At 70.3% G+C, this 24,815-nt stretch carries 19 protein-coding genes and 2 tRNA genes; 7 read left to right on the forward strand and 14 right to left on the reverse strand.

Features of this window, described 5'->3' with window-relative positions; genetic code table 11:
• Nucleotides 1–216: 216 nt before the first annotated feature.
• On the forward strand, nucleotides 217–3,012 hold the full coding sequence (locus tag WMF31_RS27265; RefSeq protein ID WP_436604745.1) for a YncE family protein: 2,796 nt from the start codon (nucleotides 217–219) through the stop codon (nucleotides 3,010–3,012).
• Between the two features lie 113 nt (nucleotides 3,013–3,125).
• Here WMF31_RS27265 and WMF31_RS27270 read toward each other — a convergent pair whose 3' ends face one another.
• From WMF31_RS27270 to WMF31_RS27290, 5 genes are all read right to left on the reverse strand, one after another.
• Nucleotides 3,126–8,117, reverse strand: coding sequence for an AAA family ATPase (locus tag WMF31_RS27270; protein WP_436604746.1), 4,992 nt, complete (start codon nucleotides 8,115–8,117; stop codon nucleotides 3,126–3,128).
• A gap of 185 nt (nucleotides 8,118–8,302) precedes the next feature.
• Nucleotides 8,303–8,716 (reverse strand): VOC family protein, encoded by a 414-nt coding sequence (locus tag WMF31_RS27275; RefSeq protein WP_129346740.1) that lies wholly within the window; start codon nucleotides 8,714–8,716, stop codon nucleotides 8,303–8,305.
• Nucleotides 8,717–8,965: 249 nt separating this feature from the next.
• Nucleotides 8,966–9,916, reverse strand: coding sequence for a sigma-70 family RNA polymerase sigma factor (locus WMF31_RS27280; RefSeq protein WP_436604747.1), 951 nt, complete (start codon nucleotides 9,914–9,916; stop codon nucleotides 8,966–8,968).
• A gap of 195 nt (nucleotides 9,917–10,111) precedes the next feature.
• Nucleotides 10,112–10,537 carry a VOC family protein gene (locus tag WMF31_RS27285; RefSeq protein ID WP_436604748.1) on the reverse strand — a complete coding sequence of 142 codons (426 nt, stop codon included), beginning with the start codon at nucleotides 10,535–10,537 and terminating at the stop codon, nucleotides 10,112–10,114.
• 110 nt (nucleotides 10,538–10,647) lie between these two features.
• Nucleotides 10,648–11,163 carry a DoxX family protein gene (locus WMF31_RS27290; RefSeq protein WP_436604749.1) on the reverse strand — a complete coding sequence of 172 codons (516 nt, stop codon included), beginning with the start codon at nucleotides 11,161–11,163 and terminating at the stop codon, nucleotides 10,648–10,650.
• Between the two features lie 284 nt (nucleotides 11,164–11,447).
• On the opposite strand from WMF31_RS27290, the gene WMF31_RS27295 reads away from it, so the two are divergent.
• Both WMF31_RS27295 and tssM read left to right on the forward strand, forming a co-directional pair.
• On the forward strand, nucleotides 11,448–11,813 hold the full coding sequence (locus tag WMF31_RS27295; RefSeq protein WP_436604750.1) for a hypothetical protein: 366 nt from the start codon (nucleotides 11,448–11,450) through the stop codon (nucleotides 11,811–11,813).
• A gap of 78 nt (nucleotides 11,814–11,891) precedes the next feature.
• A complete protein-coding gene (tssM, locus tag WMF31_RS27300) occupies nucleotides 11,892–14,768 on the forward strand; it encodes a type VI secretion system membrane subunit TssM (RefSeq protein ID WP_436604751.1) in 2,877 nt (958 codons plus the stop codon).
• Nucleotides 14,769–14,847: 79 nt separating this feature from the next.
• Here tssM and WMF31_RS27305 read toward each other — a convergent pair whose 3' ends face one another.
• Nucleotides 14,848–15,162 (reverse strand): hypothetical protein, encoded by a 315-nt coding sequence (locus WMF31_RS27305; RefSeq protein WP_436604752.1) that lies wholly within the window; start codon nucleotides 15,160–15,162, stop codon nucleotides 14,848–14,850.
• A 197-nt stretch (nucleotides 15,163–15,359) separates the two neighbouring features.
• Here WMF31_RS27305 and WMF31_RS27310 point away from each other — a divergent pair, with 197 nt between their 5' ends.
• Nucleotides 15,360–15,689, forward strand: a complete 330-nt coding sequence (locus WMF31_RS27310; RefSeq protein ID WP_436604753.1) for a hypothetical protein — start codon at nucleotides 15,360–15,362, stop codon at nucleotides 15,687–15,689.
• A gap of 84 nt (nucleotides 15,690–15,773) precedes the next feature.
• Here the strand turns inward: WMF31_RS27310 and WMF31_RS27315 are convergent, their stop codons facing one another.
• The 4 genes from WMF31_RS27315 to WMF31_RS27330 all read right to left on the reverse strand — a co-directional run bounded on the left by WMF31_RS27315 (nucleotide 15,774) and on the right by WMF31_RS27330 (nucleotide 19,912).
• Entirely contained in the window at nucleotides 15,774–18,119 is a 2,346-nt protein-coding gene (locus WMF31_RS27315; protein WP_436604754.1) for a 2OG-Fe(II) oxygenase, read from the reverse strand.
• Between the two features lie 394 nt (nucleotides 18,120–18,513).
• Nucleotides 18,514–18,696 carry a hypothetical protein gene (locus WMF31_RS27320; RefSeq protein WP_436604755.1) on the reverse strand — a complete coding sequence of 61 codons (183 nt, stop codon included), beginning with the start codon at nucleotides 18,694–18,696 and terminating at the stop codon, nucleotides 18,514–18,516.
• A gap of 197 nt (nucleotides 18,697–18,893) precedes the next feature.
• The gene (gene lspA, locus WMF31_RS27325) at nucleotides 18,894–19,370 is read right to left on the reverse strand and encodes a signal peptidase II (RefSeq protein WP_436604756.1); all 477 of its coding nucleotides are present in this window, start codon (nucleotides 19,368–19,370) and stop codon (nucleotides 18,894–18,896) included.
• A 98-nt stretch (nucleotides 19,371–19,468) separates the two neighbouring features.
• On the reverse strand, nucleotides 19,469–19,912 hold the full coding sequence (locus tag WMF31_RS27330; RefSeq protein WP_436604757.1) for a hypothetical protein: 444 nt from the start codon (nucleotides 19,910–19,912) through the stop codon (nucleotides 19,469–19,471).
• Nucleotides 19,913–19,941: 29 nt separating this feature from the next.
• On the opposite strand from WMF31_RS27330, the gene WMF31_RS27335 reads away from it, so the two are divergent.
• Entirely contained in the window at nucleotides 19,942–20,328 is a 387-nt protein-coding gene (locus WMF31_RS27335) for a nucleotidyl transferase AbiEii/AbiGii toxin family protein (RefSeq protein WP_436604758.1), read from the forward strand.
• 454 nt (nucleotides 20,329–20,782) lie between these two features.
• Here WMF31_RS27335 and WMF31_RS27340 read toward each other — a convergent pair.
• Both WMF31_RS27340 and WMF31_RS27345 read right to left on the reverse strand, forming a co-directional pair.
• A tRNA-Arg gene (locus WMF31_RS27340) sits at nucleotides 20,783–20,855 on the reverse strand.
• Nucleotides 20,856–21,054: 199 nt separating this feature from the next.
• Entirely contained in the window at nucleotides 21,055–21,471 is a 417-nt protein-coding gene (locus tag WMF31_RS27345) for a VOC family protein (RefSeq protein ID WP_436604759.1), read from the reverse strand.
• A 222-nt stretch (nucleotides 21,472–21,693) separates the two neighbouring features.
• Here WMF31_RS27345 and WMF31_RS27350 point away from each other — a divergent pair.
• Nucleotides 21,694–21,767: transfer RNA gene (locus WMF31_RS27350), tRNA-Pro, on the forward strand.
• A 114-nt stretch (nucleotides 21,768–21,881) separates the two neighbouring features.
• A complete protein-coding gene (locus WMF31_RS27355; protein ID WP_436604760.1) occupies nucleotides 21,882–22,532 on the forward strand; it encodes a serine protease in 651 nt (216 codons plus the stop codon).
• Between the two features lie 127 nt (nucleotides 22,533–22,659).
• Here the strand turns inward: WMF31_RS27355 and WMF31_RS27360 are convergent, their stop codons facing one another.
• Together WMF31_RS27360 and WMF31_RS27365 are read right to left on the reverse strand one after the other, a co-directional pair.
• Entirely contained in the window at nucleotides 22,660–23,463 is an 804-nt protein-coding gene (locus WMF31_RS27360) for an MXAN_2562 family outer membrane beta-barrel protein (protein WP_436604761.1), read from the reverse strand.
• Nucleotides 23,460–24,674, reverse strand: coding sequence for a hypothetical protein (locus WMF31_RS27365; protein ID WP_436604762.1), 1,215 nt, complete (start codon nucleotides 24,672–24,674; stop codon nucleotides 23,460–23,462). Before WMF31_RS27365 ends, WMF31_RS27360 begins: the two co-directional genes overlap by 4 nt.
• Between the last annotated feature and the right edge of the window lie 141 nt (nucleotides 24,675–24,815).

Below are 24,815 nucleotides of genomic sequence, written 5' to 3' on the forward strand. Positions count from 1 at the left end.
GTGGATGAGCCCGGCCGATGACGCGCGCTCCGAGCAACGGTGACGCATCGCAACGAGCCCCTCGCGCCATTGACTACATCAGCGGCGCGGAGACTTCATTTCTGGAACAAACTGAGCCGCACCCCACGGCATCCTTGTATTATCCAATCATCCAAACTTAGAATCATGGTTCCGTGCACTGTGGCCTTGGCGCGGCTCAACACCGGGGAGACGATCATGATTCGATTGCCTGTTCCACGTCCGACGCAGGTAGGTGCCTTCGTCGCATCCTTGACCGCATCAGCCCTCTTCGGCGCTCCGGCGCTCGCGGCGCCGTCGTTCACCGCGTTCGAGAGCGGTCAGGTCCGCCCGCTGGCCCTCTCGCCGGACGGGACGCTGCTCTTCGCCGTCAACACGCCGGATAACCGGCTCGAGGTGTTCCGGATCAGGAGCAGCGGCCTGGAGCACCGCGCGTCGGTGCCGGTCGGCCTGGAGCCGGTCGCGGTCGCCGCGCGCAGCAACAACGAGGTCTGGGTCGTGAACCACCTGTCGGACAGCGTGAGCGTCGTCACGCTGGGTCTCGGCGGCTACGCCGCGCGGGTCTCGCGCACGCTCCTCGTGGGCGATGAGCCGCGCGACATCGTGTTCGCGGGCCCGGGGCGGAGCCGCGCCTTCATCACGACCGCCCACCGGGGCCAGAACGGCCTCGTGGATCCGCAGCTCACGACGCCCGGCGTGGGCCGCGCCGACGTCTGGGTGTTCGACGCGGGCCAGCTCGGCGCGTCGCTCGGGGGGGATCCGCTCAACATCGTCACCCTCTTCAGCGACACCCCGCGCGCGCTCGCCGTGACCCCGGACGGCACCCGCGTGTACGCGGCCGCCTTCCACTCCGGCAACGCCACCGCCGCCGTCAACGAGGCGCTGGTCCCCGACGGCTTCGGGCTGGACGGCGTCCCCGGGCCCAGCACCAACTTCGAGGGGATCCCGGCGCCCGAGACCGCCATCATCGTGCAGTACGACGGCGGGCACTGGTACGACGAGCTGGGCCGCACCTGGGACGACCAGATGCGGTTCTCGCTGCCCGACAAGGACGTCTTCGTCCTCGACGCCATGGCCAATCCCCCGCAGCAGATCAGCGGCGCCGAGGGGTTCTTCGCCGGCGTCGGGACGATCCTCTTCAACATGGCCGTCAACCCGGTGAACGGGAAGGTCTACGTGGCGAACACCGACGCCAACAACATGCAGAGCTTCGAGGGGCCCGGCCTCTACGCTGGCAGCAGCCTGCGAGGCCACCTGGCCGAGAGCCGGATCACCGTCCTCAGCCCGGGGAGCGTCGCGCCGAGGCACCTCAACAAGCACATCGATTACAGCACCTGCTGCGCGCCGATCCCCAACGCGGAGAACGAGAAGAGCCTCGCCTTCCCGCAGGAGATGGCCGTGACGAGCGACGGCGCGACGCTGTACGTCGCCGCGCTCGGCTCGAGCAAGATCGGCGTGTTCAGCACGGCCCAGCTCGAGAACGACACGTTCGTGCCCAGCGCCGCGGACCAGATCCCGGTGACCGGCGGCGGGCCGACCGGCGTCGTGCTCGACGAGAGCAGGAGTCGCCTCTACGTGCTGACGCGCTTCGACAACTCCATCTCGATCATCGACACGACCTCGAGGACCGAGGTGGGGCACATCCCGATGTACAACCCCGAGCCGGCCAGCATCGTGAACGGCCGGCGGTTCCTCTACGACGCCTCGTTCTCGTCGAGCCACGGCGACTCGGCGTGCGCGAGCTGCCACATCTACGGCGACCTCGACGACCTGGCCTGGAACCTCGGCAACCCCGACGGCCTGGTCGTGGCCAACCCGGGCCCCTTCCCCTTCGGCCTCGTCGACGTCATCACCCAGCAGCCCATCACGAACCCCATCTTCCACCCGATGAAGGGGCCGATGATGACCCAGAGCCTGCGCGGATTGGCCAACCACGGGCCCATGCACTGGCGCGGCGACCGCACCGGCGGCTACAGCGAGCCGAGCGCCCAGCCGGACGAGGGGTCGTTCGACGAGCGGGCCGCGTTCAAGCAGTTCCAGGCGGCGTTCCCGGATCTGATGGGGCGCAGCGGGCCCATCCCCGACGAGGACATGGAGGCGTTCACCGACTTCATGCTCCAGGTCACCTACCCGCCCAACCCGATCCGGGCCCTCGACAACTCGCTCACGCCCGATCAGCAGGCGGGGAAGGACTTCTTCAACGGTGATGTGGTGAACTCGATCGCGAGCTGCGGCGGGTGCCACGTGGTCGACCCCGACGCCAACCCGGGCGACGACTTCCCCGGCTTCTTCGGGACGAACGGCGGCTCCGTCTTCGACTTCCAGACGCAGCTCTTCAAGATCCCGCAGCTCCGCAACGTGTACACCAAGGTCGGCGCGTTCGGCCTGGCGGACATCCCGTTCGTCTTCCTCTCGCGCGACAACGGCCACATGGGGGACCAGATCCGCGGCTACGGCATCCTGAACAACGGCACCGTCGACACGATGTACCGCTTCTTCTCCGCGATCGGGTTCTCCGACCAGTTCCCGAACAACCCCGACGCCATCCCGTTCACGCCGGCCGGCGACGTGATCCGCCGGCAGCTCGAGGCGTACGTGCTCGCCATCGAGACCAACATGGCGCCGATCGTGGGTCAGCAGGTGACGCTCAAGCACTCGAACAGCGCCGTGGCCGCGCCGCGCGTGGACCTGCTCATGGATCGCGCCGACGCCGGGGAGTGCGATCTCGTGGCGAAGACGCAGGGGTTCCTCCACGAGATCGGGTTCCTCTACGTGGGCAACGGCATGTTCCTCTCCGACCGGCAGGCCGTCCCGCCGATCAGCGACACGGTGCTCCGCCTGCTGGCCACCCAGACGCACCACGATCTGACGTACACGTGCACGCCGCCCGGCTCGGGGGCGCGCATCGGCATCGATCGCGACGGCGACGGGTACCTCGACGGGGACGAGCGAGACGCCGGCAGCAACCCCGCCGATCCGAGCAGCCTTCCGTGACCCGGGTGGGCTAGTCCTGCTTCGCCCTAGGTCCATCCCTGGTTGGGGGGTTTGCGGGGTTGCCCGGCCCCCCCGCGGCGAGCGCGCTCTCCGGGGGGGCCTGAAGGGGGGACTCAGGTGAACCGCGACGAGCCCGCCCGCGGGCCGGACGCGCCGCGGAGGCCGTTCTGCCCGAGCGCGTACGCGATGCTGCTCTGCAGCGTCCCCATCGTGACGATGGAGCCGAGATGGACATCCTGCTCCACGAGCGCGCGGGCCACCTCCGGCCGGACCCCGGAGAGCACCGCCTTGGCGCCGAGGAGCTGCAGCGCCTTGACGATCTTGATCAGCGCCTCCGCCACCGCGGCGTCGACCCGCGCCACGCCGGTGATGTCCAGGATCACCGCCTTCGCCTGGCGCGCCGAGAACCCCGTCAGCGCCGTCTCGAGCACCTGCTGCGCCCGCGCGCCGTCCATCGCGCCCACGATCGGCATGACCAGCACGTCGTCCGTGATGGGGATGATCGGCGTCTGCCGCCGCACGATCTCCTGCTCCAGGAGCGCCCGCTCCGCCTCGGACGCCGCGCGCAGCTCGAGCTCCCGCTGGAGCTGCTCGTTCGAGCGCTGCAAGGCCTCGGTCCCCTCGCGGATGCTCGCGATGAGCAGCGCGTTCTCCAGCGCGATGGCCGCCTGCGAGGCCAGGAGCCCGCACACCTCGACCCGCCCCGGCGTGAACGCCCGCTGCACCACGTTGTTCTCGAGGTACAGGATCCCCGCAGAGCGCCCCTGGTGGGTCATCGCGAGGCACAGGATCGAGCGCGGCTGCCGCGCCGCGATGTACGGATCCGACGCGAAGCGGGTGTCCCGCCGCGCGTCGTTCAGCACGACCGGCTCCCGCGTCCGCTCCACGAGCTGGACGACGCTGGTCGCGATCTCCTTGCTCTCGAGCGCCGGGATCGAGAGCCCCGTCTCCACGACGTCCGGGTCGACGCGCATCGACGCCACGATCACGAGCCTCCCCTCGCGCTCCAGGATCAGCGCGCCCCGCTGCGCGCCCGCGTTGGCGATCAGGCTCCGCATCAGCCGGTCGAGCAGCCGCTCGAGCACGTTCTCGCTCGCGACCGCCTGCATGGCCCGGACGACCGTCGCCACGTCGAACGACTCGGTGGTCCCCCGGCGCGTCACCGTGGACGCCACGACCCTGACCTCGTCCGAGTCGCCTGCCACGACGCCCTCCAGGAGCCGCCCGTGCTCCTCCGCGAGGTGCTCCGCCTTGGCCGTCGCCCCCCACCGCCGGTAGGCCCGGTACGCGTCGATCAGGTACCACCGCGCGATCCGCTCCCGCCCCTTCGCGAGGTAGAACCGCGCGCACAGCTCGCCGGCGAGCGCCTCGTGGTGCACGAACTGGCCCTCGCGCGCGGCCGCGATGGCCTGATCGTAGAGCTCGGCCGCCTCCGCGTCCTTGCCGAGGACGCGCGCGAGCTCCGCCCCGATCAGCCGCTCCTTGTGCGCGTAGTTCTCCGGGGCGTGCTCCTCCCAGCCCGCGAACTTCGCCCGGTGCTCCGCCGCGGTCGCGAGGAACCGCGCCCGCTCCTCCTCCGTCGCCGTCGCGCAGCGCGCGAGCAGCGCGAGGCTCGCGTAGAGCGGGATCTCGTTCAGCAGGAACAGGCCCATGGCGCTCGCGCTGTGCTTCTGGGCCCGCTCGGCGAAGTGGAGCGCGCCCGCGGGGTCGCCGTACAGCACCGCGAGCGCGAGCCGGTTCACGAAGTACCAGCACCTCGGCAGATCCTGCGCGGGCCCGAGCCCGGAGAGGAACGCGCCCTCGTCGAACGCCGCGTCGCTCAGGCTCTGGCGCCCGTTCGTCCTCCCCTCCAGGCACGCGACCATCTGCCTCGTGACGAGGATCACGGGCGCGCCGAGCGGGTCGTTCGTCCGCTGCAGGAAGCCGAGGAACCCGGCCAGCTCCTCCTTGAGCGACGCGAGCTCGTAGCCCGACGCCAGCATGATCGTCGCGAGGTTCAGGCTGGTGTACGCCGCGAAGCTGAAATCGCCCGTGGTCAGCCCGGACTGGTAGGCCTTGGAGAGGCACGCGACCGACGCCCGGGTCGGCTCGAAGAAGTGGGACGGGGCGCCGCACACGAGGTACGCCTTGCACTGCAGCTCCACGTCGGGCCGCTCGCAGAGCTCCAGCGAGACCTTCTGGAACCGCCGCGCCTCCTCGTACTTGCCCATCCCCCCCGCGAGCATCAGGCAATAGACGCCGTAAGCGCACGCCGCCGCGGGGGAGTTGCCGTACCGGAGCGAGATGTTGACCTGGGTGACGGCGACGAGGCCGAGCAGCGTCGGATCGAGCGTGTACGCCCCCGGGATCATCGCGGCCAGGAGCCGCAGCACGGCGAGCTGGTCCGCGTCCCCGACCCACGGCGCCTCCGCGAGCGCCTCGATCGGGCGCCCGCCCAGGCGGACCGGGATCTCCGCGAGCGCGGCGCCGAGCGCCGCGGAGATCGCCTCGGGCGCCTCGGGCAGCTCGACGCCGAACAGCGCCACGCCCTCGCGCCCCACGCGCAGCACGTCCGCGAACTCCCCGCGCATCGTGTGCACCAGGATCCGGAGCCTGAACACGTCCGCGCGCTCCAGCCGGGACCTCGCCCGCGAGAGCAGCACGCGGATCAGCGCCTCGGCGTCGGCCTCGCTGCCGTTCAGCCACTCGCACTCCGCCCGCTCCCTGTGCAGCGCGAAGCAGAGCGCGTAGTCCTCCTCCCACCCGCCGTCGCCGAGCAGGGCCATCCCCGCCTTGAAGTATCCGGCGGCCGCCGTGTGCGCCATCGCGTCCTTGGCCCGCTTGCCGGCGGCCAGGTTGAGCCGCGAGAGCTCGAGCTGCTCGGCCCGGTCCGTGATCAGCGCCGCGCCGATGTTCTCGTGGTTCACCACCTTGAACAGGTCGTCATCGCGCGGCTCCCCCTCGACCTGCGCGCGGATGAGCCGGCCGATCCGGAGGTGCACCTCCTCCTTCCGCTCGTCCGCGATGAGGGCGTAGGCCGCCTGCTGCCCCCGGTCGTGCAGGAACCGGTACCTCACCGAGAGCGCCTGCTCGGTCACGGCGCCCTCCTGCGTGTGCAGGAGCCGGTAGCCGGGGTCGAGGGGCACCACGAGCCCGTCGCGCAGCGCGTCCCACAGATCCGCCGCGACCTCCGCGGGCGGCTTCTCGCTCACGATCGACAGCGTCTTCAGGTCGAACTGGTGCCCGATGCACGCCGCGAGCGAGAGCGCGCGCTGCGCCGCCGGCGGGAGCCGCTGCATCTTGTCCACGAGCAGGTCGTGCACGTTGGTCGCGCCCCACCGCTCCTTGATCGGCTCGAGCTGCCACGTCCACCGCCCGGCCTCGGGGTCGAACGACACGAGCCGCGCGGCGTACAGCTCCTTGAGCAGCTGACTCAAGAAGAACGGGTTCCCCTGGCTCGTCGCGTGGACCACCTCTGCGAGCGGCTCGACCTGCTCCTCGCGCAGGCTCAGCGCGTCCACGACGAGCTTGCGCACGTCCGGGAGCGAGAGCGGCGCGAGCGTGAGCTCACGCCGCGCCACGCCCGCCGCGCGCAGCTCTCCGAGCCAGCTCGTGATCGGCTTTCCGGCGATCGCCTCCTGGTCCCGGTAGGCGCCGATGATGAGCAGGTAGGCGCCGCCGGGATCGGTCACGACGAGGTGCAGGAGCTTCAGCGAGGCCGGGTCGGCCCACTGCAGATCGTCGAGGAAGAGCACCACCGGGTGCTCCGCCGTCGTGATGACGCGCAAGAAGTCCTGGAACAGGAGGTTGAACCGGTTCTGCGCCTCGCTCGGCCCGAGCGGCGGCACCTCGGGTTGCGGCCCGAGGATCAGGCCGAGATCGGGGATCAGGTCCACCAGGATCTGCGCGTTCTTTCCCGCCGTCCTGAGCAGCTTGTCCTTCCACTGCTCGAGCACCTCCGCCGGCTCGGTCAAGAGCTGCCGGACGCGCTGGCGCAGCGCCCCCGCCACGGGCGCGTACGGCATGGTGCCGCTGAGCTGGTCGAACTTCCCCTCGATGAAGTGCCCGCCGCGCTGCGCGACCTCCTTGTGGACCTCGCTCACGAGCGCTGATTTGCCGACCCCCGCGCCGCCCGCGATGAGGAGGAGCTCGCACCGGCCCCCGCGCGCCCGCTCGAAGGCCGCGAGCAGCTCTTCCATCTGCGCGTCGCGGCCATAGAGCCGCTGCGGGATCCTGAGCTCGCTCGGGACGTCGCGCGCCCCGAGCTCGAACGGCGGGATCTGCCCGGTCGCCTCGAGCGCCGAGAGGCACGCGTCGAGGTCGGCCTTGAGCCCGCTCCCGCTCTGGTATCGCTCCTCGGCGACCTTGGACATCAGCTTCTGCACGATGTCGGACACCGCCCTCGGGATCTCCCGCGACCGCTCGTGCAGCGGCGTCGCGATCCGCGCGATGTGGCTGTGCATCAGGTCCACCGGGTCGGTGGCCTGGAACGGCAGCACCCCCGAGAACAGCTCGTACAGCGTCACCCCCAGCGAGTAGAGATCGGTCCGGTAATCGATGACGCGGTTCATTCGACCGGTCTGCTCCGGCGACATGTAAGCCAGCGTCCCCTCCAGGAGATCGGGGCTCTGGGCCGCCTGCGTCTCCTCGGACAGCCAGGTCGAGATCCCGAAGTCCGTCAGCTTGACTTGCCCGGTGGTCGGGTGGACGAGGACGTTCTGCGGCTTGATGTCCTTGTGGATCACGTGCTTGCCGTGCACGGCCGAGAGCGCCGCGGCGAGCGCCGACGCGATGCGCAACCTCGCCTTCAGATCGAGGCGGGCAGAGCGGGCCAGCTCGTGGAGGGGCACGCCGCCGAAGTCCTCCAGGAGGAGCGCCGCCCCGCCCGGGATCTTCTCCAGCCGGTACGCTCGAATCACGTGCTCGCCCTGGAGGTGGCGTGTGATCTCGAACTCGTGCTGGAGCTGCGCCACGCGCCGCGGGCCGAGGTGCTCACCCTTCAGCACCTTGATGGTCACCGGCACACCATCGGTGTCGCTGTAGCCGCGATAGAGGAGGGTATCCGCCGTCTCGTACAGCAGCTCGCGCTGCGTGAAGGAGAGCTCTCCGCCCCTGACGTTCCGCATCGCAAGCGATGGTTGCATGGGTTCCGCGGCCGCGGCAAGCCCCATACGCCCGTCCTGCGCGGCCGCACGGATTCAGCTTTGTGGACGAGTCGCGCGGAGCGGACTCGACGACGCGGAAGTCTTTTAAAAGAACGCGCCCCGAGCGTCAAGCAACGTGCGTTGACGCTCGGGCGCGTGGCGCGTGATTACTGGGCTGCCTTGGGGTCCATCCAGAGGACCTCCCAGTGGTGCCCATCGAGATCGTAGAAGCTCCAGGCGTACATGAAGCCGTGATCCTGCGGATCCATCGCGGGCTTGCCGCCCGCCGCGATCGCCTTCTGAACGAGCTCGTCGACCTCGGCCCGGCTGCAGCACGACAGCGCGAAGAGCCCCTCGGTGTGTGTGCTCGTGTTGCACACCTCCTTCTTCGTGAACGTCTTGAAGAACGGCTCGGTGAGCAGCATGACATACCCCTCCTCGCTGAGGATCATGCAGGCCGCCTTGTCGTCGGTGAACATCGGGTTGAACTCGAAGCCGAGCCTGGAGAAGAAGTCCATCGACCGCTTGAGGTCGCGGACGGGCAGGTTGATGAAGACCTTTCGAGAGTTGCTCGTCGCCATGGTTCCCTCGTGATGCTGTGGAGTCGTTGCGGTGGTCCGGCCCGTTGCAGGTCCCGGGCGTCAGCGCTTCGTCCTGTGGAACGTCCAGCGAGCTCAGCGGCACCGACCGGCGCGCCTGCCGGCGGCGATCGCGATCATGGGGCCTCCGAGCTGCATTCGCCCCTGTAGACTCCCCCGGGCGCCGGGAATCATCGATCGCTGGAGAAAAAAAATCGTGGGAGGTCCGGGCCTGGCCTGGCTCCGGTGCGGCTAGACCGGAAGCTCGAGCGGCAGGCCGAAGCGCGGGAAGAGCGTCTCGGTGTCGAGGAAGGACGTCATGCTGGCGATGCGGTCCCCGGACAGATCGAGCACGATGAGCGCCCAGGCGCGGTGGCCGCCCTCGGGCGCGGGGCGGTACTGCGCGAACGCGGGCGAGCCGCAGGCGGCGGTCGGCACGATCCGCGACCCACGGCAGCCGGCCCCCCGGCCCAGGAACCAGGTGCGGATCGCCTCGGGGCCGCGGAGCCAGAGCGTGTACGGCGGCATCGAGAGGATGGCGTCGTCGCGCAGCATCGTCGCGAGCGCGTCCACGTCGTACCGCTCGAAGGCGTCGACGTAGCGCTCCAGCAGGGCGGACTGCGCGTCGGACAGCGGGGTGCGCGCCTCGCCGAGGTTGCGGCCCGCGAGCGTCGCCCGCGCCCGCTGGAGCGCGCTGTTGACCGCGGCGACCGAGGTCTCGAGGCAGGCGGCGACCTCGGCGGCGGACCAGCCGAGCACCTCGGTGAGCAGCAGCACGGCGCGCTGCTTCGGGGGCAGGTGCTGGAGGGCGGCGACGAACGCGAGGCGGATGCTCTGGCGGAGCGCGAGCTGCTCCGAGGCATCGGCGTCCGCCGGGATGGCCCGCGCGTCGGGGACGGGCTCGAGCCAGTGCGTGCGCGGGCGCGTCTCGAGCTGGTCGTCCACGGTGCCGACCGGGCCTTCCTCGAGGGGGCGCATCCGGCGCGAGCCAGCGGCCAGCTCGTCGAGGCAGACGTTCGTGGCGATGCGGTACAGCCAGGTGCGCAGCGACGAGCGCCCGTCGAACCGGTCGAGGCTCCGCCAGGCGCGCACCATCGTCTCTTGCACGGCGTCGTCGGCGTCGACCACCGAGCCCAGCATCCGGTAGCAGTGCCCGGTGAGCGCGGTGCGGTGTTCTTCAAGCTGGGCTACGCTTCCTGACATCGGGTGAGGCGGCAGCGTATCACCGGGCTCTCGGCAGATCCACGGTCATGCATCCTCGGCGCGAGGCGCGTGTGGTCGTGCCCACCTGCGATGGGCGGATCTACCGGGGATCGACAGAGAGAGGCTCGGAGCGTGAGAAACCGAGGTGATGAACCGGAATGCGCTGGACGCCTCGCCGCGCTCACCGCCCCGGCGTCAGGCCTTCTGGAGATCGCAGTTGAACATCCAGCGGATGCCGAACGCGTCGGTGAGCGTGCCGAACCTCGCGCCCCAGAACATGTCCTGCAGGGGCGACGTGACCTTGCCGCCGGCGGCGAGGGCGTCGAACGCCTTCGCCATCGACTCCACGTCATCGAAATGCAGGCAGACCTCGGTGTTGCTCTCCTTCGCGACCGGCGTGCCGGGCATGCCGTCGCTGACCATGATGACGCTCGGGCCGACGTGCACCGTGGCGTGGAGGATCCGGTCCTTGACCTCCCCGGGGCACGGGGCGTCGCCCGGCACGTCGCCGTACCGCATCACCCCCTCGCACTTCGCGCCGAGCGCGCGCTCGTACAGCTTGATGGCCTTCTCGGCGGTCCCGTCGAACATCAGATAGGGGTTCAGGCTCTTGATCGACATGTGTGCCTCCATGCGGCCCCGGCGCGAGCGGCGTCGCCCCGGGGCCTGGTTCGATGCGTTGACTCCGTGAGGAGCCCCAGCTCATCGGTCGTTGCGGACGTCGTCTCTCGTCATTTCGCGGCCCGGAGCGGGAGGACCGCGCGCAGCGTGTGGTCGCGCAGCCAGAGCCCGCCCCAGAGGAGCGCCGCAATGTAGATCGGGAACAGCGTGTGGGTGAAGAGCGGGTTGCCGACGCGCACGTGCGTCGCGATGGCGCCTCCCAGGTAGCCCGTCCAGAGCACGGCCCCCAGGACCGCCGTGCGCGGGACGAGGTAGAAGAACAGGCACGCGAGCTGCACCACCCCGAGCGAGAAGATCACGCTCGCCGGGTAGCCGAGGCTGGTCGTGCCTTCCACGACCTGGGGCGGCTGGAGCAGCTTGCCCGCGGCGTCGAAGCCCAGGAACAGCGCGGCGAGCCCGCTCAGGGTCCGGCCTGCCCAGAGCGCCTTGCTCGAGCGTGGAGCCGAACGCTGGACGTCGCGCGGCGCGGCGGCCAGGGGGGCCGCAGGGGCGGCGGCGGTCTCGGGCGTCTCGTCCTGGTCTCGGGTCGGCGCGGCGTGCTGAAAGGAGGTGGAGATCGCGGTCATGGGGGCCTCGTCGGTCGGGGTTCGGAGCTACAGACCCCCGCGCCCGACCGGAATCATCGGTGCCGCGAAAAAAAAATCGACCGCCCCCGAGCCAGGCCGACGCGAGCCGGGATCACGTCGCGCTGCGCGGCGCCATCGTCGCGACCGCCCGGAAGCAGGAGGGAGCGCCCGTCAGAGCGGACGCGCCGAGCGGGCGCTTCCGGAGCGTCGCGGAGGCTGGCGATGCGGGCGTCGCGGCCCCAGGTGCCCCCGTTCAGGAGCGACAGGAGCTCCGAGGAGGTCACATGAGCTGGAATCAATCAAGCGCAGGAGCCCCCGGTGCGGCCGAGCCCAGGACCGGTGGGGCGCCGCTCGAGCGCAAGGGAGAGGCGCCTGTCCCGGACGAGGCGGCGCCGCTGCCGCAGGCACCCGGGCCGGGGGTGCCGATCGAGCCCGAGCCTCTCCGATCGTCGCAGCTCGAGCCGCCCTCGCTCGCGCCGACGAAGCCGGCCAGTCGAAAACGGCCGCTCGCGGAGGCGCAGTTCCGGCCAGAGGCGGGCGCGGGGCTCGCCGCGGAGCAGGAGGGCGATCGGCGCGACAACGCGCCGGAGATGCCGAGCGACGAGGATCTGGAGCGAGCGAGGCAGCGCGCGGCGTCCACGCCGAAGTGACGGCGGGGGCTCGTCTCAGGGTGCAAGCGCGGCTTGCCCGCGCGCACGGTCGCGTCGAGCGATGATAAACTCGCCGTCATGTGGTGGATCCTCCTCGCGCTGGTCCTCCTCGCCTCGTGGGCAACGTGGTTGACGTTCAACCTGAACATCGTGATTCCGTTCACGACGAGCGTCCTTGTCGTGCTCAGCGCGGCAGCCCTCCTGGTGTTCCGCCGCATCCGTTCGAGCCGCGCCGGCGAGGGACTGGAGCGGGCGATCCTCGACCAGGGCGCGCAACAGGCCGCCGTTGTTCAGCCTGAACGGCACCGTGAGATCGAGGCGCTGCAGCGCCAGATCCAGAGCGGCATCCGAGCGCTGAAGAGCTCGAAGATGGGCAAAAGCAGGAGAAGCGGCAGCGCCGCGCTCTACGCGCTGCCCTGGTACGTCATCATCGGTCCGCCTGGGGCGGGGAAGACGACGGCCCTCAAGCATTCGAGCCTGGTATTCTCCTGCGTCGATCCGGAGAGCGGCGGCGGCGTTCGTGGCGTCGGCGGCACCCGACACTGCGACTTCTGGTTCGCGAACGAGGCGATCCTCCTCGACACCGCGGGTCGCTACGCGACGGAGCGGGGCGATCACGAGGAGTGGATGGCGTTCCTCGCGATGCTGCACAGGTACCGGGGGCGACGTCCTCTGGACGGGATCCTCGTGGTCGTGAGCGTGGCCGAGCTCATCGGCGCCAGCGAGCAGCAGGTCGACGAGACAGCCAGCCGGCTGCGCGCGCGCATCGGCGAGGTCATGGACAGGCTCGAGATGACGCTGCCGGTCTACCTGCTGTTCACGAAGTGCGATCGCATCGCCGGATTCACCCAGTTCTTCGGCGACCTGCGGCGCAGCGATCGCGCCCAGGCGTGGGGGGCGACGCTGCCCATCGACGCCGACAGGACCCGTCCAGGCAGGCGCTTCGATGCCGAGATCGACGCGCTGATGAAGCAGGTCCACGCGCGCATGCTGAGGCGGCTCGTGACGGAGCGCAGCCAGGAGGCGCGCGAGCGCATCTACCGATTCCCTCTGGAGCTGTCGAGCGTCCGGCAGAACCTGGCCAGGCTCGTCGACTCCGTATTCGCCGTCAACGCGTACCGGGGCACCCCGATCTTCCGGGGCTTCTACTTCACGAGCGGCGCGCAGGAAGACGCACCGAACGGCCGCGAGCGACAGGCCATGGCGCAGCACCTGGGCACTCCTCCGCACCAGGGCGCTCCGCATCCTGCTGCGGGATCGAAGGGCTACTTCCTCCACGACATCTTCACCAACATCGTATTCCATGATCGCCACATCGCCGCCCGGAGCGCGGGCAACGTGCGCCGCCAGCGGCTGATGGGCCTCGCGATCAGCGCGGCGGCGGCGGCGCTCGGCGTCGTCCTCGTGGTGCCGAGCGCCATCTCCTTCGCGAACAACCGCAGGTTCCTCCGGGAGACCGAGGACCACGCGCGCGCCGTGGGCTCACCCAGGGGGGGCGGCCAGCCCCTCTCGGAGAAGCTCGCCGCCGCGCGGGGCATGCTGGAGCGGCTGCGCGAGATGGACCGGGTCAGGAAGGAAGGCACGCGGAGCGGGGTGGGTCTCACGATGTACCAGGGCGAGACGGTATACCCGGCCCTGCGTCGTCTCTACGCCTCGTTCATCGAACGCACCTTCATCCTCCCTTGCAAGCAACGACTCGAGGTGCGCCTCGAGCGCGCGCGCGGGGAGCGCTACCTGCGCAATCGACGAGCGCTCATGATGTACCTCATGCTCCGTGACGTCGATCACCTGGACGTCGACTGGGCGACCGAGCAGCTCACGGCGCTCGGGGCCGAGGAGATCGGGCCGCTCGCGGACATGTCCGACGCCGAGCTGAAGGAGCAGCTCGGCAGGCACGTGAGCCACTACCTGTCGCTCGTAAAAAGGCAGGAGATCGCGGCGATCCCCCTCAGGGATGAGCTCATCGAGAGGGTGCGCGAGGCGCTTCGCAGCGTGCCAGCACCGCAGCGATATTACAGCATCTTCATCGACTCGCTCACCGAGGAACGATACGACCTCCACCACGCGGACCCGAAATATCCCGCCATCACGCTGGAGGACGTCTTCCGGTGGCGCGCCGGCGCGCTGACGGTGATCGGGAGCCAGCAGCACGACCGCGAAAGGCGCTGGAAAGAGGTCGGTGGACCTTACACCGAGAAGGGCCGCTCCGCCGTCCTGAACAACATCGCGAGGAGCGCCGAGCTCCTGGAGCAAGAGCATTGGCTCGTTCCGCCCGATCACGACGAGCCGATGGAGAGGACCACAGCGCACCTGGAGGACATGGCGAACGACTACGCCGAGAACTACAAGAAGCAGTGGACCGCGTGGATGCAAGACATCGTCATCCGCCCCCCGGCCAGCGCAAGAGATGCAATAAAAAGCTACGCGGAGATCGAGAGGACCGTCTCCCCCTACCTGCTCATCCTCCGCACCCTGGAGGACAACACCCAGTGGAAGCAGGGCGACACGGTGCTCGACGATCAGCAGTGGCTAAAATACCTGAGCGCGATGCTCAACGACGATCGGAAGCGGGCAGCAGGCGGGTCGCGTTTCAAGCTCAAGATCGACGCAGACAAGATCGGCCGATCGCTGCTTCGTATACGGGATGAGTTCAAGGGACTGGTGGAGTTCGGCGTGCCATCGGGTGCGAGCGGCGCCGCGCCGCTCATCGCCCCCCCGCTGGCACGGTACATCTCCCTCCTCGGCGCGCTCCGCGAGGACATCGAGGCGCTCGAGCGCGCGGATCCAGCCACGAAGCCGCACAACCTCCGCATCAAGCTCATCGAGGCTCGACGCCAGGTCGACGCGCTACTGCAGCCGCTCGACGACAGGACCAGGTCCTTGCTCCAGCCATTGCTCTTGAGCCCGCTGGACGTCGCGGAGGCCCAGCCATGGCGCCCCGCGGCTGCTCAGTAGCTCACGGTCAGAGATCCCACGCAATGTCGGCCGAGCTCGATCGGCAGGCGTGCGCCATCGTCGCGGGCGGGCGCGGCGCCTACCGCATCGACGAGGAGCGCCTGCGCGAGCCGCTCGGGTCGATCTCCGAGAACGCGCTCCGTTGCTCCTTGAGCCACCCGAGGAGCACCTTCTGTTGCGCTCGAAGCGCCGCGTCGCGCTCGAAGAGCGCCGCCTGCTTCGTCAGGACGAGCGTATACGGGCTCCCACGGCGAAGCGTGGTGAAGGGCAGGAGCTGCTTCGCCCTGTCGCGCGCCTCGTCCGTGGCGCAAAAAAAATCGACCGCCCCCCGCGCCGGGGTACCAGGGTGCCGAAGGGCGGGGACCGGCGCCCAGCGGGCTGGTTCGAGGGCCAACGGCTGCCGGAGCAGGCGGGAGCGAGAGAGAGTGCGGGCTGCACGAAAGACGCGACCATCGATCTGCACGGGCCGCGTTCGTGCCGGCGAGGCTCGGGCCGGGAAGGATGATATACCTGTGCGCAAGCAGAGCGCCGCGGCGAACGCTCCCTGGAGGCGCGGGGCTCGCGGCCCGCCGCCGGAAGAGAGGTATGTCGATGCGCTTGCGAGGGATGGTGCTCTTGATCGTCGGCCTCGGCTGCGCGAGCTGCGCCAGGAGCAAGGAAGAGATCCAGGAGGAGTTCGACGCGATCGTCGCCGAGTCGAACGCGTGCAACGACGCCTCCGAGTGCGTCCTTGCGTCGGCCGGATGCCCGCTCGGGTGTGCGGTGCCCGTGAACCGCGCCAGGGAAGCGTATGTGGAAGAGAAGGCGCGCGAGCTCATCGAGGACTACGAGCGCTGGTGGCGGGGGTGCGCGTACGAGTGCGTCGCGCCGCGCCCGCTCGAGTGCATCGCGGGCCGCTGTCAAGAGATCACCTCGCCCTGACGCCCGCCGCGCCGCGCGCTCGTGCCGAGCGCGGCCCGCCGACCGCCCGGGCGCCCGAGGCGACTCGAACGTCCGGCCAACGACTCAGGAGGGGGCGATGCTCGGGCGAACCTCCGAGAACGCGCTCCGTTGCTCCTTGAGCCACCCGAGGAGCGCCTTCTGTTGCGCCCGGAGCGCCGCGTCGCGCTCGAAGAGCGCCTCCTGCTTCGTCAGGACGAGCGTGTACGGGCGCCCACGGCGAAGCGTGGTGTGTGCCACAGGCAAGCGGTTGAGATCGATCACCCCATGAATGTGGCTCCGCCGCTCCTTGGCCAGCGGCCAGGCAAGCTGGATCCGGGTCCGATCGCGCAGGAACTCCGAGAGCTCTCGGCACAGCGGGCAGGTGCACCCGGACGGAGGCTCGATCGACCAGTCCTCCGGGCTGCGCGGCCTTGCCGCGACGGCGCGTTCGAGCAGCTCCACGACGCGGCGATACAGCGGTCGCAGGCCGAGGGCCCTGACCGCGGCCGGCGCGCGCCCTTCCCGGCAGCGCCTGAGCAGCGCGCCGGCCGTCATGAGCGGCAGCGCCGTCTCGGGCGCCGTGAAGAAGGCGATGAGGTCGTCGCGCACGGCCGGCGCCCGGATCACGGCAGCGGTCTCCAGCAGGGCAACGGCATCATCGAGGAGCCGGTCGAGCCCCACCTCGCCGAGCGCCTGGGGCAGGCTATGCGCGCCGGTATGGCTTTGCTGGAACGAGGTCACCTCGCGCGAAAGGAGCCACATGGCGAGCGCCTCGCCGTGCTCGCCGCCCGCCGAGAGCGCCTCACAGAGGAGAGGGAGGAGCGAGCGCCAGGGCGGCGTGTCATGGCGCGCGTCCGCCTGCCAGGCGGAGAAGAGCCGCTGCGACCACGAGAGGTCGTGATGCTGGACGAGGGTGACGAAGGCGGGCGTCGTGCGAGGGCTCAGCCGGTGCGGCCCCAAGGGGGAAAGCAGCCCGAGGGCGAGCTCGGCGTCGCCGAGTGACGCTGCTACCGAGAGCAGGTCCCGGACGAACGCCTCGCTCGCTTCGTTCGGCGCCACGCGACGCCAGAAGGGCAGGAGCTCCTTCGCCCTGTCGCGCGCCTCGTCCGTGGCGCCCGCCTCGATGCGCGACGCGAGCTCGTTCACGGCCCAGGATGGGGACACCTTCGCTCGAATCACGAAGTTCCTGGCCCGCGGCCACATCACGATCGCGGCCCGGTGATACCAGCGGTCCACGGTGTTGCCGTAGTTGCCCATGTAGCCTTCGTGCTCCGACCTGAACGGGTCGATCTCGGTCGACGCCCTGGTGAAGCAGACCTCGTGCATCGCCGTCCGCGTCGAGATGCCCGGCGCGACCTGCCCGTCCGCGTCGACCCAGTGACGGAGCTCGACGTCGGTGTTGATGAGCTCGACGAGCTCGTGGTCGTCCGCGTCGCCGGCTCCCTCGCCATCGTGACCCCAGCGGCCGAGGGCGCGGCGGCCGTACCCGCCGTTCCAGTCATCTCCCTCGCACGACCAGCACTCGTGCACGTCGGCGAGGGCGAGGAACGCCTCGCAGTCGAGGCGCGCGGCGACCTCTCGCAGCGCGGAGGCGCGCAGCCGATCCGCGTTCTTGAGGCGGCCCCAGCCCAGGCTCTTCTGCGTGTACTCGTGGTCGAGGAGGTAGATCAAGCGGTCCGGCCGCTCCGGGGCAGACCTCGAGTACGGGATCGCGGCCGGCGTCGAGAAGTACGCCTTGACGCCCGCGCAGAGGCGCTCGAGGGCAGCGAGGCGGAGCGGCGCGGGCTCCGTGGCCGGCCCGCGGTAGAGGAGATGGTACGTGAGGGAGATCCGGTAGCCGGCCTCGACGGGTCTCACCTCGTGGTGGCAATCTGCGTAGAAGGCGAGGAGCCACAGGTCCTTCGGCCCCTGCGCGGCGCCGCAAAAGAGCTTCGTCTCTCGATGGTGCCGGACAAGGATGGCACCGCCCTCGTGCCTGGACGGCAGCTCCACCACGAGGGTAGCTACCATGTCGTCGGCCCTCTCCGAGTCCTGGTGAGGCGCGAAGAACTGGCCAGGGCCGTACACGAGCATCTTGTCGAGGACGGCTTCGAGCTCGCCTCCCTCCGGCAACCCGAGGCGCTGCCGGAGGATCGCGAGCATGGGCTCGAGGGTGCGCTGCCATCTTCGCGTGTCGATCTCGATCTGGCGGCCGTGGATCTCCCACGTATCGCGCACGCGCACGTCATGCAGCGTCCTGTCGCGCCGCCCGTACGGCGCCGGGCGGGCCACGGCGCACAGCTTCCGCGCCGTGACCGCCGAGATCGGGAAACGGATGGGGCCGACCCCGTCGACCTCGATGCGCAGATCGTCGGAGCCGCATGTGAGCTCGACCGCGAACTCACCTTCTGCTTCGATGGCGGCGAGCGCCGCCGTGACCGCGTCCAGCATGGCTCACCTCGCGGGCAGGTGCCCCGCGCGCGGGCATTAGTTGACGGCGCCTCGCTCGACGCGCCCACGGCGGCGAGCGGGGGCGCGCAGCAAGGCGCACCGCGCCAGGTCTTCCTCGGGGGTGACCGGGTGCCGAGCGAGGACGGGACTGTCGGGTCCGGGACTCATGGGCCAGCAACTACTACGACGCCCGTGCAAGAACGAGTGGGTTGTGCATGGAAAATGCGCGCGTCTGAACGTAATGCGTGCGCCGACCTGGCTTGCGCGGAGGCTCCTCAAAGCCACCTTCGCGCTGTCACGTCGAGGGCTCATGCCAGGAGGCGGCCACGGCGTCCGCGTGGGAGCGGCGGCACCCGGCATGGAAAATGTGCGCGGCTGGAGGGAATGCGCGGTGTCAGGCGCGCTCCGCGTCCCGCGTGGCCTCCTCCGCGATGAGCTCGTCGGCCACGCGGACGCCCTCGACGAAGAGCCTCGCCTGCGCGGGGTCGTCCGGGTCCAGACCGAGCCGGAGCAGCCCTGCGCGCACGCGCGGAGGGACCTCGCGGAGGATCTGAGCAGCCGGGCGACGGCGGGGCACGGCCACGAGCCTATCACGGGGTGGGGGCTGTCAGGCGACGGCGTCGGGGCGCAGCGGCGTGCCGGCGCGCGGGCCCCGCAGCTCGCCCGGGGCGCGACGCGCCTTCGGGCTGACGAGGCACATAAGCGCCCGGAATCCCGGGGTCCCCCCGGGAGAGCGCTCGGTAACACGGGCGAAGCTGGCGCACGAGGCGGAGCTCAGGACACCTCGCGCGGCTCCCGGCGCGCACGCCGGAACATCACGACCCCGAGCAGGATCCCGCCCGCCGCGATGGCGATGTCGGCGACGTTGAACACCGGCCAATGATGGAGGTGGATGAAGTCGATGACGTAGCCGCGGGCGGCGCGATCGATCGCGTTCCCGACCGCGCCGGCGACGATGAGCGCATACGCGGCCTGCTCGGTGGCCGAGGCGCGGCGGCTGTACCACCAGCCCAGGATCATCATGCCGAGAACGACCATCGAGCACGCGAAGAGGATCGTCACCTTCGCCGGCGAGTGGATGCTCCGGAGCAGGCTGAAGGCCATGTCGCGGTCCTCGGTGTAGCGGAGATCGAGCACCCCCGGCACGATCGACAGCGGCGCTCGCCGCTCGAGCGCGGCCTGCGCGACCGCCTTGGTCGCATGGTCGCACCCCACCAGGGCCATCGTGAACAGGATAAGGATCCAGCTCATCGCGCGTCGCGCCATGGCCGATGGAACGCGGGGCGGCGGCTGGTTGTTCCCGGTATCTCACGAGGACGAGACCCGCCCGCGAGAGACGTCAGATCGAGCTATCGGATATAACGCTGCAAGGTATCGTCAGCGCCGTCCGAGCGGTTCACGACGAGCGCTCCGGTCCGAACATAGCGCTCGTAAACGATACGCAGCTCCGCGTTGCTGAGCCCCCGCACGTCGCCATCGATGATGTAGATCCCGCGCTCCGGGTCGTGGTGGGCGTTCGCCTTGAACTCCTCCCAGGTCATGTAGGCGTCTACATTCGGCGTGGATTCGTCAGCCTCGGATGAGGAGGGATCCATGCCGCCGCAACCGACGAGCACGAGCGCCACCGCGGGCGCACAGAGAAGGACGGACAGGGAGCCCCCGATGCGGCTCCTGGACAGACGCGCCGACGACGATCCTTGATCCATTGGAACACCTTTCGCGGTCAGGTCACATGTTGCTCGCAACCAAGAGGAGCTTGCCGACGGCGAGTCGAGATCCAGCGCCTCGAGCATCTGACCAGATTACACAGGAGTCGAGGAAGATGGAAGTCCGACGCGCGGGCTGCGGTGCACCTTGGTCGCCGCCGGCGGGGGTTGCGGTCACGGCGGCGACTGCGCCGTGCGAGCCAGGAGGAGAAAGATTTCCAGACGTCACGGTCCCTGTCGCGCAGACCGGGCACCTGCTCGCGCTGAAGGTGCTGGCCCGTGATGATCGTCGCCGCCCCCAGGATCTCGTGGACATCCGGACCCTGTTGGCGATAGCGCGGGATACGGACATCGCGATGGCGCGATCTGCCGTCGAGCTCATCGAGCAACGGGGGTTCGCCCGAGGCCGGGATCTTCGCCGGCTCCTGGAGGAAGTGCTGACCCCCCTGACGGGTGGCGCTGGATCAAGAGAATGCGGTCGCGCTACCGCCGGCTTGAATTGAAATTCAACCCGGAGCCTCTCCAGAGCCTCCGGCCTGAATTGAAATTCAACCGGGAGCTTCTCGAGACCCGCCGGCTGAATTGAAATTCGACCCGGAGCCTCTCCAGAGCCTCCGGCCTGAATTGAAATTCGACCCGGAGCCTTCCATGTGCCACTCAGTCAAATTATTCCAGTAACACAACAAGAACCTGCCCCGTCCTCGCGCTGCGCCACCGCTCCCGCGAGTTGCGCACGCGCGGCGCTCCAACCCCGCGCGCATCGTCACTCTCGCGGCCGGCTGGCGGTCCTTCCGGCAGTCCACGCAGTTCCTGCTACCGCCGCTGGCCGCCACCTCGTCGCGTCGGCGCCGCATGCTGTGGTCCGCGACCAACACCAGACGATCGGGGCCGCGGCGCGATCCGCCTGCGGCTGCTCCACCCATCCGGTGCGTATCCAAAATCCCTCAGGATTTCGAGCACCCCCGGCAAGAATTGAACTTGCGACCTTCGGTTTAGGAAACCGCTGCTCTATCCACTGAGCTACGGGGGCAATGTCAGCAGGCGCGGCCGGACCCTGGCACACCTGGCCGCGTACATCAAGCCAGATTCCCGCCGTGCGTTCTCCTTCATGGTTCCTGGCCGGTCGATCGACCGGTCCAGACCGTTCGTCCGCTACTCTCCTCCCCGCCCCCCTCCACAGCCCGCTCCCCGCCCCCGCCCTCCTCCCCGCCCGGCCCCACGGCGCGCCCTCAGCCCGTGCTGCCCTGCTCGTCCGGATAGTGGCTGAGCGCCACGAGGTTCCCCTCGGGATCGCGCGCATACATCGAGTAGGGGCTCTCCCGCTCGATGCGCACGCCCGCGGCGGCCAGCCGGCGGCGCCACGCCTCCCGCTCGGACGGGGCGATCCCCAGGGCGACGCAGTGCCAGCCCGGCGCCGCGTCCGCGCGCGTCGGCCCGTCGGCCGTGGCCCGCTCCACGGCCAGAAACGCGCCGCCGCCGAGCCCGAGCCACACGGACCGCGGCGCGCCCGCCTCGTCCGTCCAGCGCCGCACCACCGGCAGGCCGAGCACGCCCCGATAGAACGCCTCGGCCCGCTGCAGATCGCGCACGACCACGGCCAGGTGGTGGACCGACAGGGACGACCGGGACGACAGCGGCTCGCTCATGCAGCGCTTCATCCCAGCGCCTTTCCCGTGGCGCCGCACCTGGAAAGGCGCGCCCCTCCGCATCGCCTCGAACGGCGCGCACGCCCTTCGCCTCCCCCGCCCTGCGCGTCCCGGTGGAGCGCGCCCCGCGCCTCACGGGCCCTGTGCCGCCCGGCCGCTGCCGCGACGTGTCTTGCCCTGGCAGTGCACCTCGTCTATGGTCCCCGCCTGCGACGCTTCGCCCGGGGAGTCGCACAGTCCGGTAGTGCACGAGCTTTGGGTGCTCGTTGTCGCGGGTTCAAATCCCGCCTCCCCGACCGCTTCCGACGGAATCCGACGGCCCGCCGGCCACGCGAGCCCAGCGGTGTCCGTGTTGCTGCGGGCCCGCATCTTACTTGGCCGCCCTGGACCTCCCGCGCATAGTCCCCGCGATGTCGACGTCCGGAAAGCTCCTGCTCGGCGCCTGTCTCTCCCTGTCCGCCTCCGCAGGCCTCGCCGGCCTGGCGGGCGTCGCCGGCCTCGCCGGCCTGACAGGCCTCGCGGCGGGCTGCGGCGGTCAGCAGGCGCCCGCGCCCGCGGCGGCCCCGGCGCCGCAGGCGCCGCGCCCGGCCCCGCCCAAGCCGGTGGCGCCGCCCGGGCAGCTCGCCCGCGCCGACGTCGAGCGGGTGCTGCTGCAGGGCCCGCCCTGGATCCTGCGGCGCGTGCCCGTCGAGGAGGTCATCCGGGCGGGCGCGTTCATCGGATGGAAGATCCTCGCCTTGCCCCCGGACTGGACCGATATCGAGCTCAAGCCCGGCGACGTCGTGATGCAGGTGAACGGCGCATCGCTCGAGCGCCCCGACGACCTGTTCGCGGCCTACCGCAACGTGGCCAGCGCGAACGAGCTCAAGATCGCCTACGAGCGCGAGGGCAGCGCGCGCGAGCTCGTCCTGCCGATCTTCGGCCCCCCCTCCAAGGACGTGGTCGCGGCCTTCGAGAGCGACGCCCCGCCGCCGCGCCGCTCGACCGCGACCCGGCCGCGCCGCACCCTGGTCATCGAGGAACAGGACAGCAGCACGACGCTCCAGGGCGGCGCGCCGTGACCCCGGCGCCCGCCGCGGCGACGCCCCCTGACCCCGGCGCCCGCCGCGGCCAACTGCCGTGACCCGGCGCCCGGCCGCCGCGCCCCCATCCCGCGCGCGCCGGCCAGCGCCCCCACGGCCTCCCCGCTCACATGTCGAGCGCCAGCCCCACGATCCAGGTCGACGTGCCGACGTGCATCTGCGGCCGTGAGCCCAGCCCGTCGAGGTTCGCGTACATCCACTCGCCGAACGCATAGACGTGGTTGACGCCCGTCGACTCGTCGAGCCGCGACACCGCGCGGGGATCCAGCCAGTTGAGCGAGAGCATCCCGCCCAGCGCGAGGTGCGTCCCCCAGGAGATGTCCTTTCCCAGGACGCCCTCGTGCTTCGCGTCGCCGGCCCCCGCCCCGGCGGCCCATACCCCCATCCCGACACCCAGCTTGGCATAGGGCACGACAGGCACGCCCGTCCTGCGCATCAGCTCGTCCAGGCGCACGACCGCGGACAGGTGCATGGGCATGATGGTGAGCGAGGTCTCCTCGTCGGACCGCTCGCTGAAACCGGATTCGGCGAGGAACCCCTTCGCCGAGGCCGACGTGTACCCCCAGCCGAACCCCGGGCCGATCGCGCCCACGTACGGGATCCGGAGCGGCAGCCAGTCGACCTCCAGCCCGAAATAGAACCGCTGACCGTCCCCGAAGGTCCTCTCATAAGGGCCCATCCCCGAGAACTCCTCGTCGACCTCGGGGGAATAGGGACCGAAGCGCAGCTCGAACGCGAAGCTCTGCGGCGAGGCGTACTTCTCGCTGGCACGGAGGCTCGACCGGTCGCTCTGCCGCCAGTCGTTGTGCGTCGCGGTCACCTGCGCGGACGCCGCGCTGGCCACGAGGACCGCCGCGCCGCCGGCGAGGCACGCCGCGGCAATGCGAGGAAGACCGATGTGGAGGCTCATCCATGCTCCTCTGCGGAGGAGCGCGAGCGCCGCCGCCGAATGCTGCGCAATCGTCCCAGGGCCGCCCCGGCCGCGACGGCGCCCAGCGGCAACGGGACCCACCGGCCCGCCCCGACCGGCCCCGTGACGCTGCAATAGCCCCCGCCCGCCTTCCCCCCGGCTTCACGGTACAGCTCGAAGAAGCCGTCCACGTCCTTCGGCGTCCCGCAGGCGAGCGCCGACAGCACGCCCGGGTTCCCGATGGTGTCGTACGCCGCGATGCCCACGGCATAGGGGACATCGTTCCGGAGCCCGGTCGCCTCGCCCGCGCTGCCCTTGCCCGTGCTGCCGCAGCGATACGTGGCGTCGAGATCGGGGATCTCCCCGGGAACGAGCGCCGAGGAGCCGCACGCAGCGCTGCCGCCCGCGGCCGTCGAGCCCCCGGCCCCGCCGCCCGTCCCTTCTCCCCCGCCGGCGCCGGAGGTCCCGCCGGCGCCGGAGGTCCCGCCGGCGCCAGCGCCCGGCGCGCTCGCGCCACCGCCGTCGCAGAAGAAGTAATAGCCGTTGAGGTCCTCGTCCACGGGCTGCGTGAACTCGAGGATCAACCGGGTATCGCCGCTGCCCACCTTCAAGCCCGACGGCGGCTTCGGGCCCTGCAAATCCATCTTGGTGTCCGTCCACACGACGGCGTGGTTACCATCCACATCTCCCTCGGTGCCCTGGGACGCCGGGTGGTGCAGGAAGTAGATCGATACGGGACGCGCGAGGGTGCTCGCGCTCCGGTCCTCGCAGTCCGGGGCGTCGAGGGCTCTCGCGATCTCCTTGGCGGGCACGCGGATGCCCATCGTATCCTTCAGGTCGGACTGGGCCAGGATCGGGATGCAGCGGCCGTTCGGGTCGGTGCGCACGGCTCCAACCTTGCAATCCGACGACTGGCTCACCCACACGGACAGCGTATCGCCCGGCGAGAAGCTCCCCCGCGACAGCGTGATCGTGAACTCCAGATCGTTGTCCGTCAGGCAGTCCTGGCGGCTGATCCACAGCGGAAACTGCGAGGTCGGGCGCATCGGCATCTCGGTGCGCTCGACGTCGGAGCTGATCGCCACCGTCGCGCCGGCGGCCTGACCCGCGCCCCCGACGAGCGACGCCGTCGCGAGGGTCGCCGCGCACACCCGGACCCGGAGCCGCCGCCACCGCAGGGGCGGCCGCACGATCAAGCTTGTCTCATCCATGCGCGCGTCCTTTCAGCACAGCTCGTACCACGCCGCAAATACCTCGCACGGCCTTTTCCGGCGGGAGAAACGCCGCACACCGCCCTCGCCGGATGACGAGCTGGCTGCCGGCGCGCTCCGTTCCTGACAAGTTGTCAGCAG

It is taken from the genome of Sorangium sp. So ce1036 (assembly GCF_051369805.1).
Lineage (GTDB): Bacteria > Myxococcota_A > Polyangia > Polyangiales > Polyangiaceae > Sorangium > Sorangium cellulosum_F.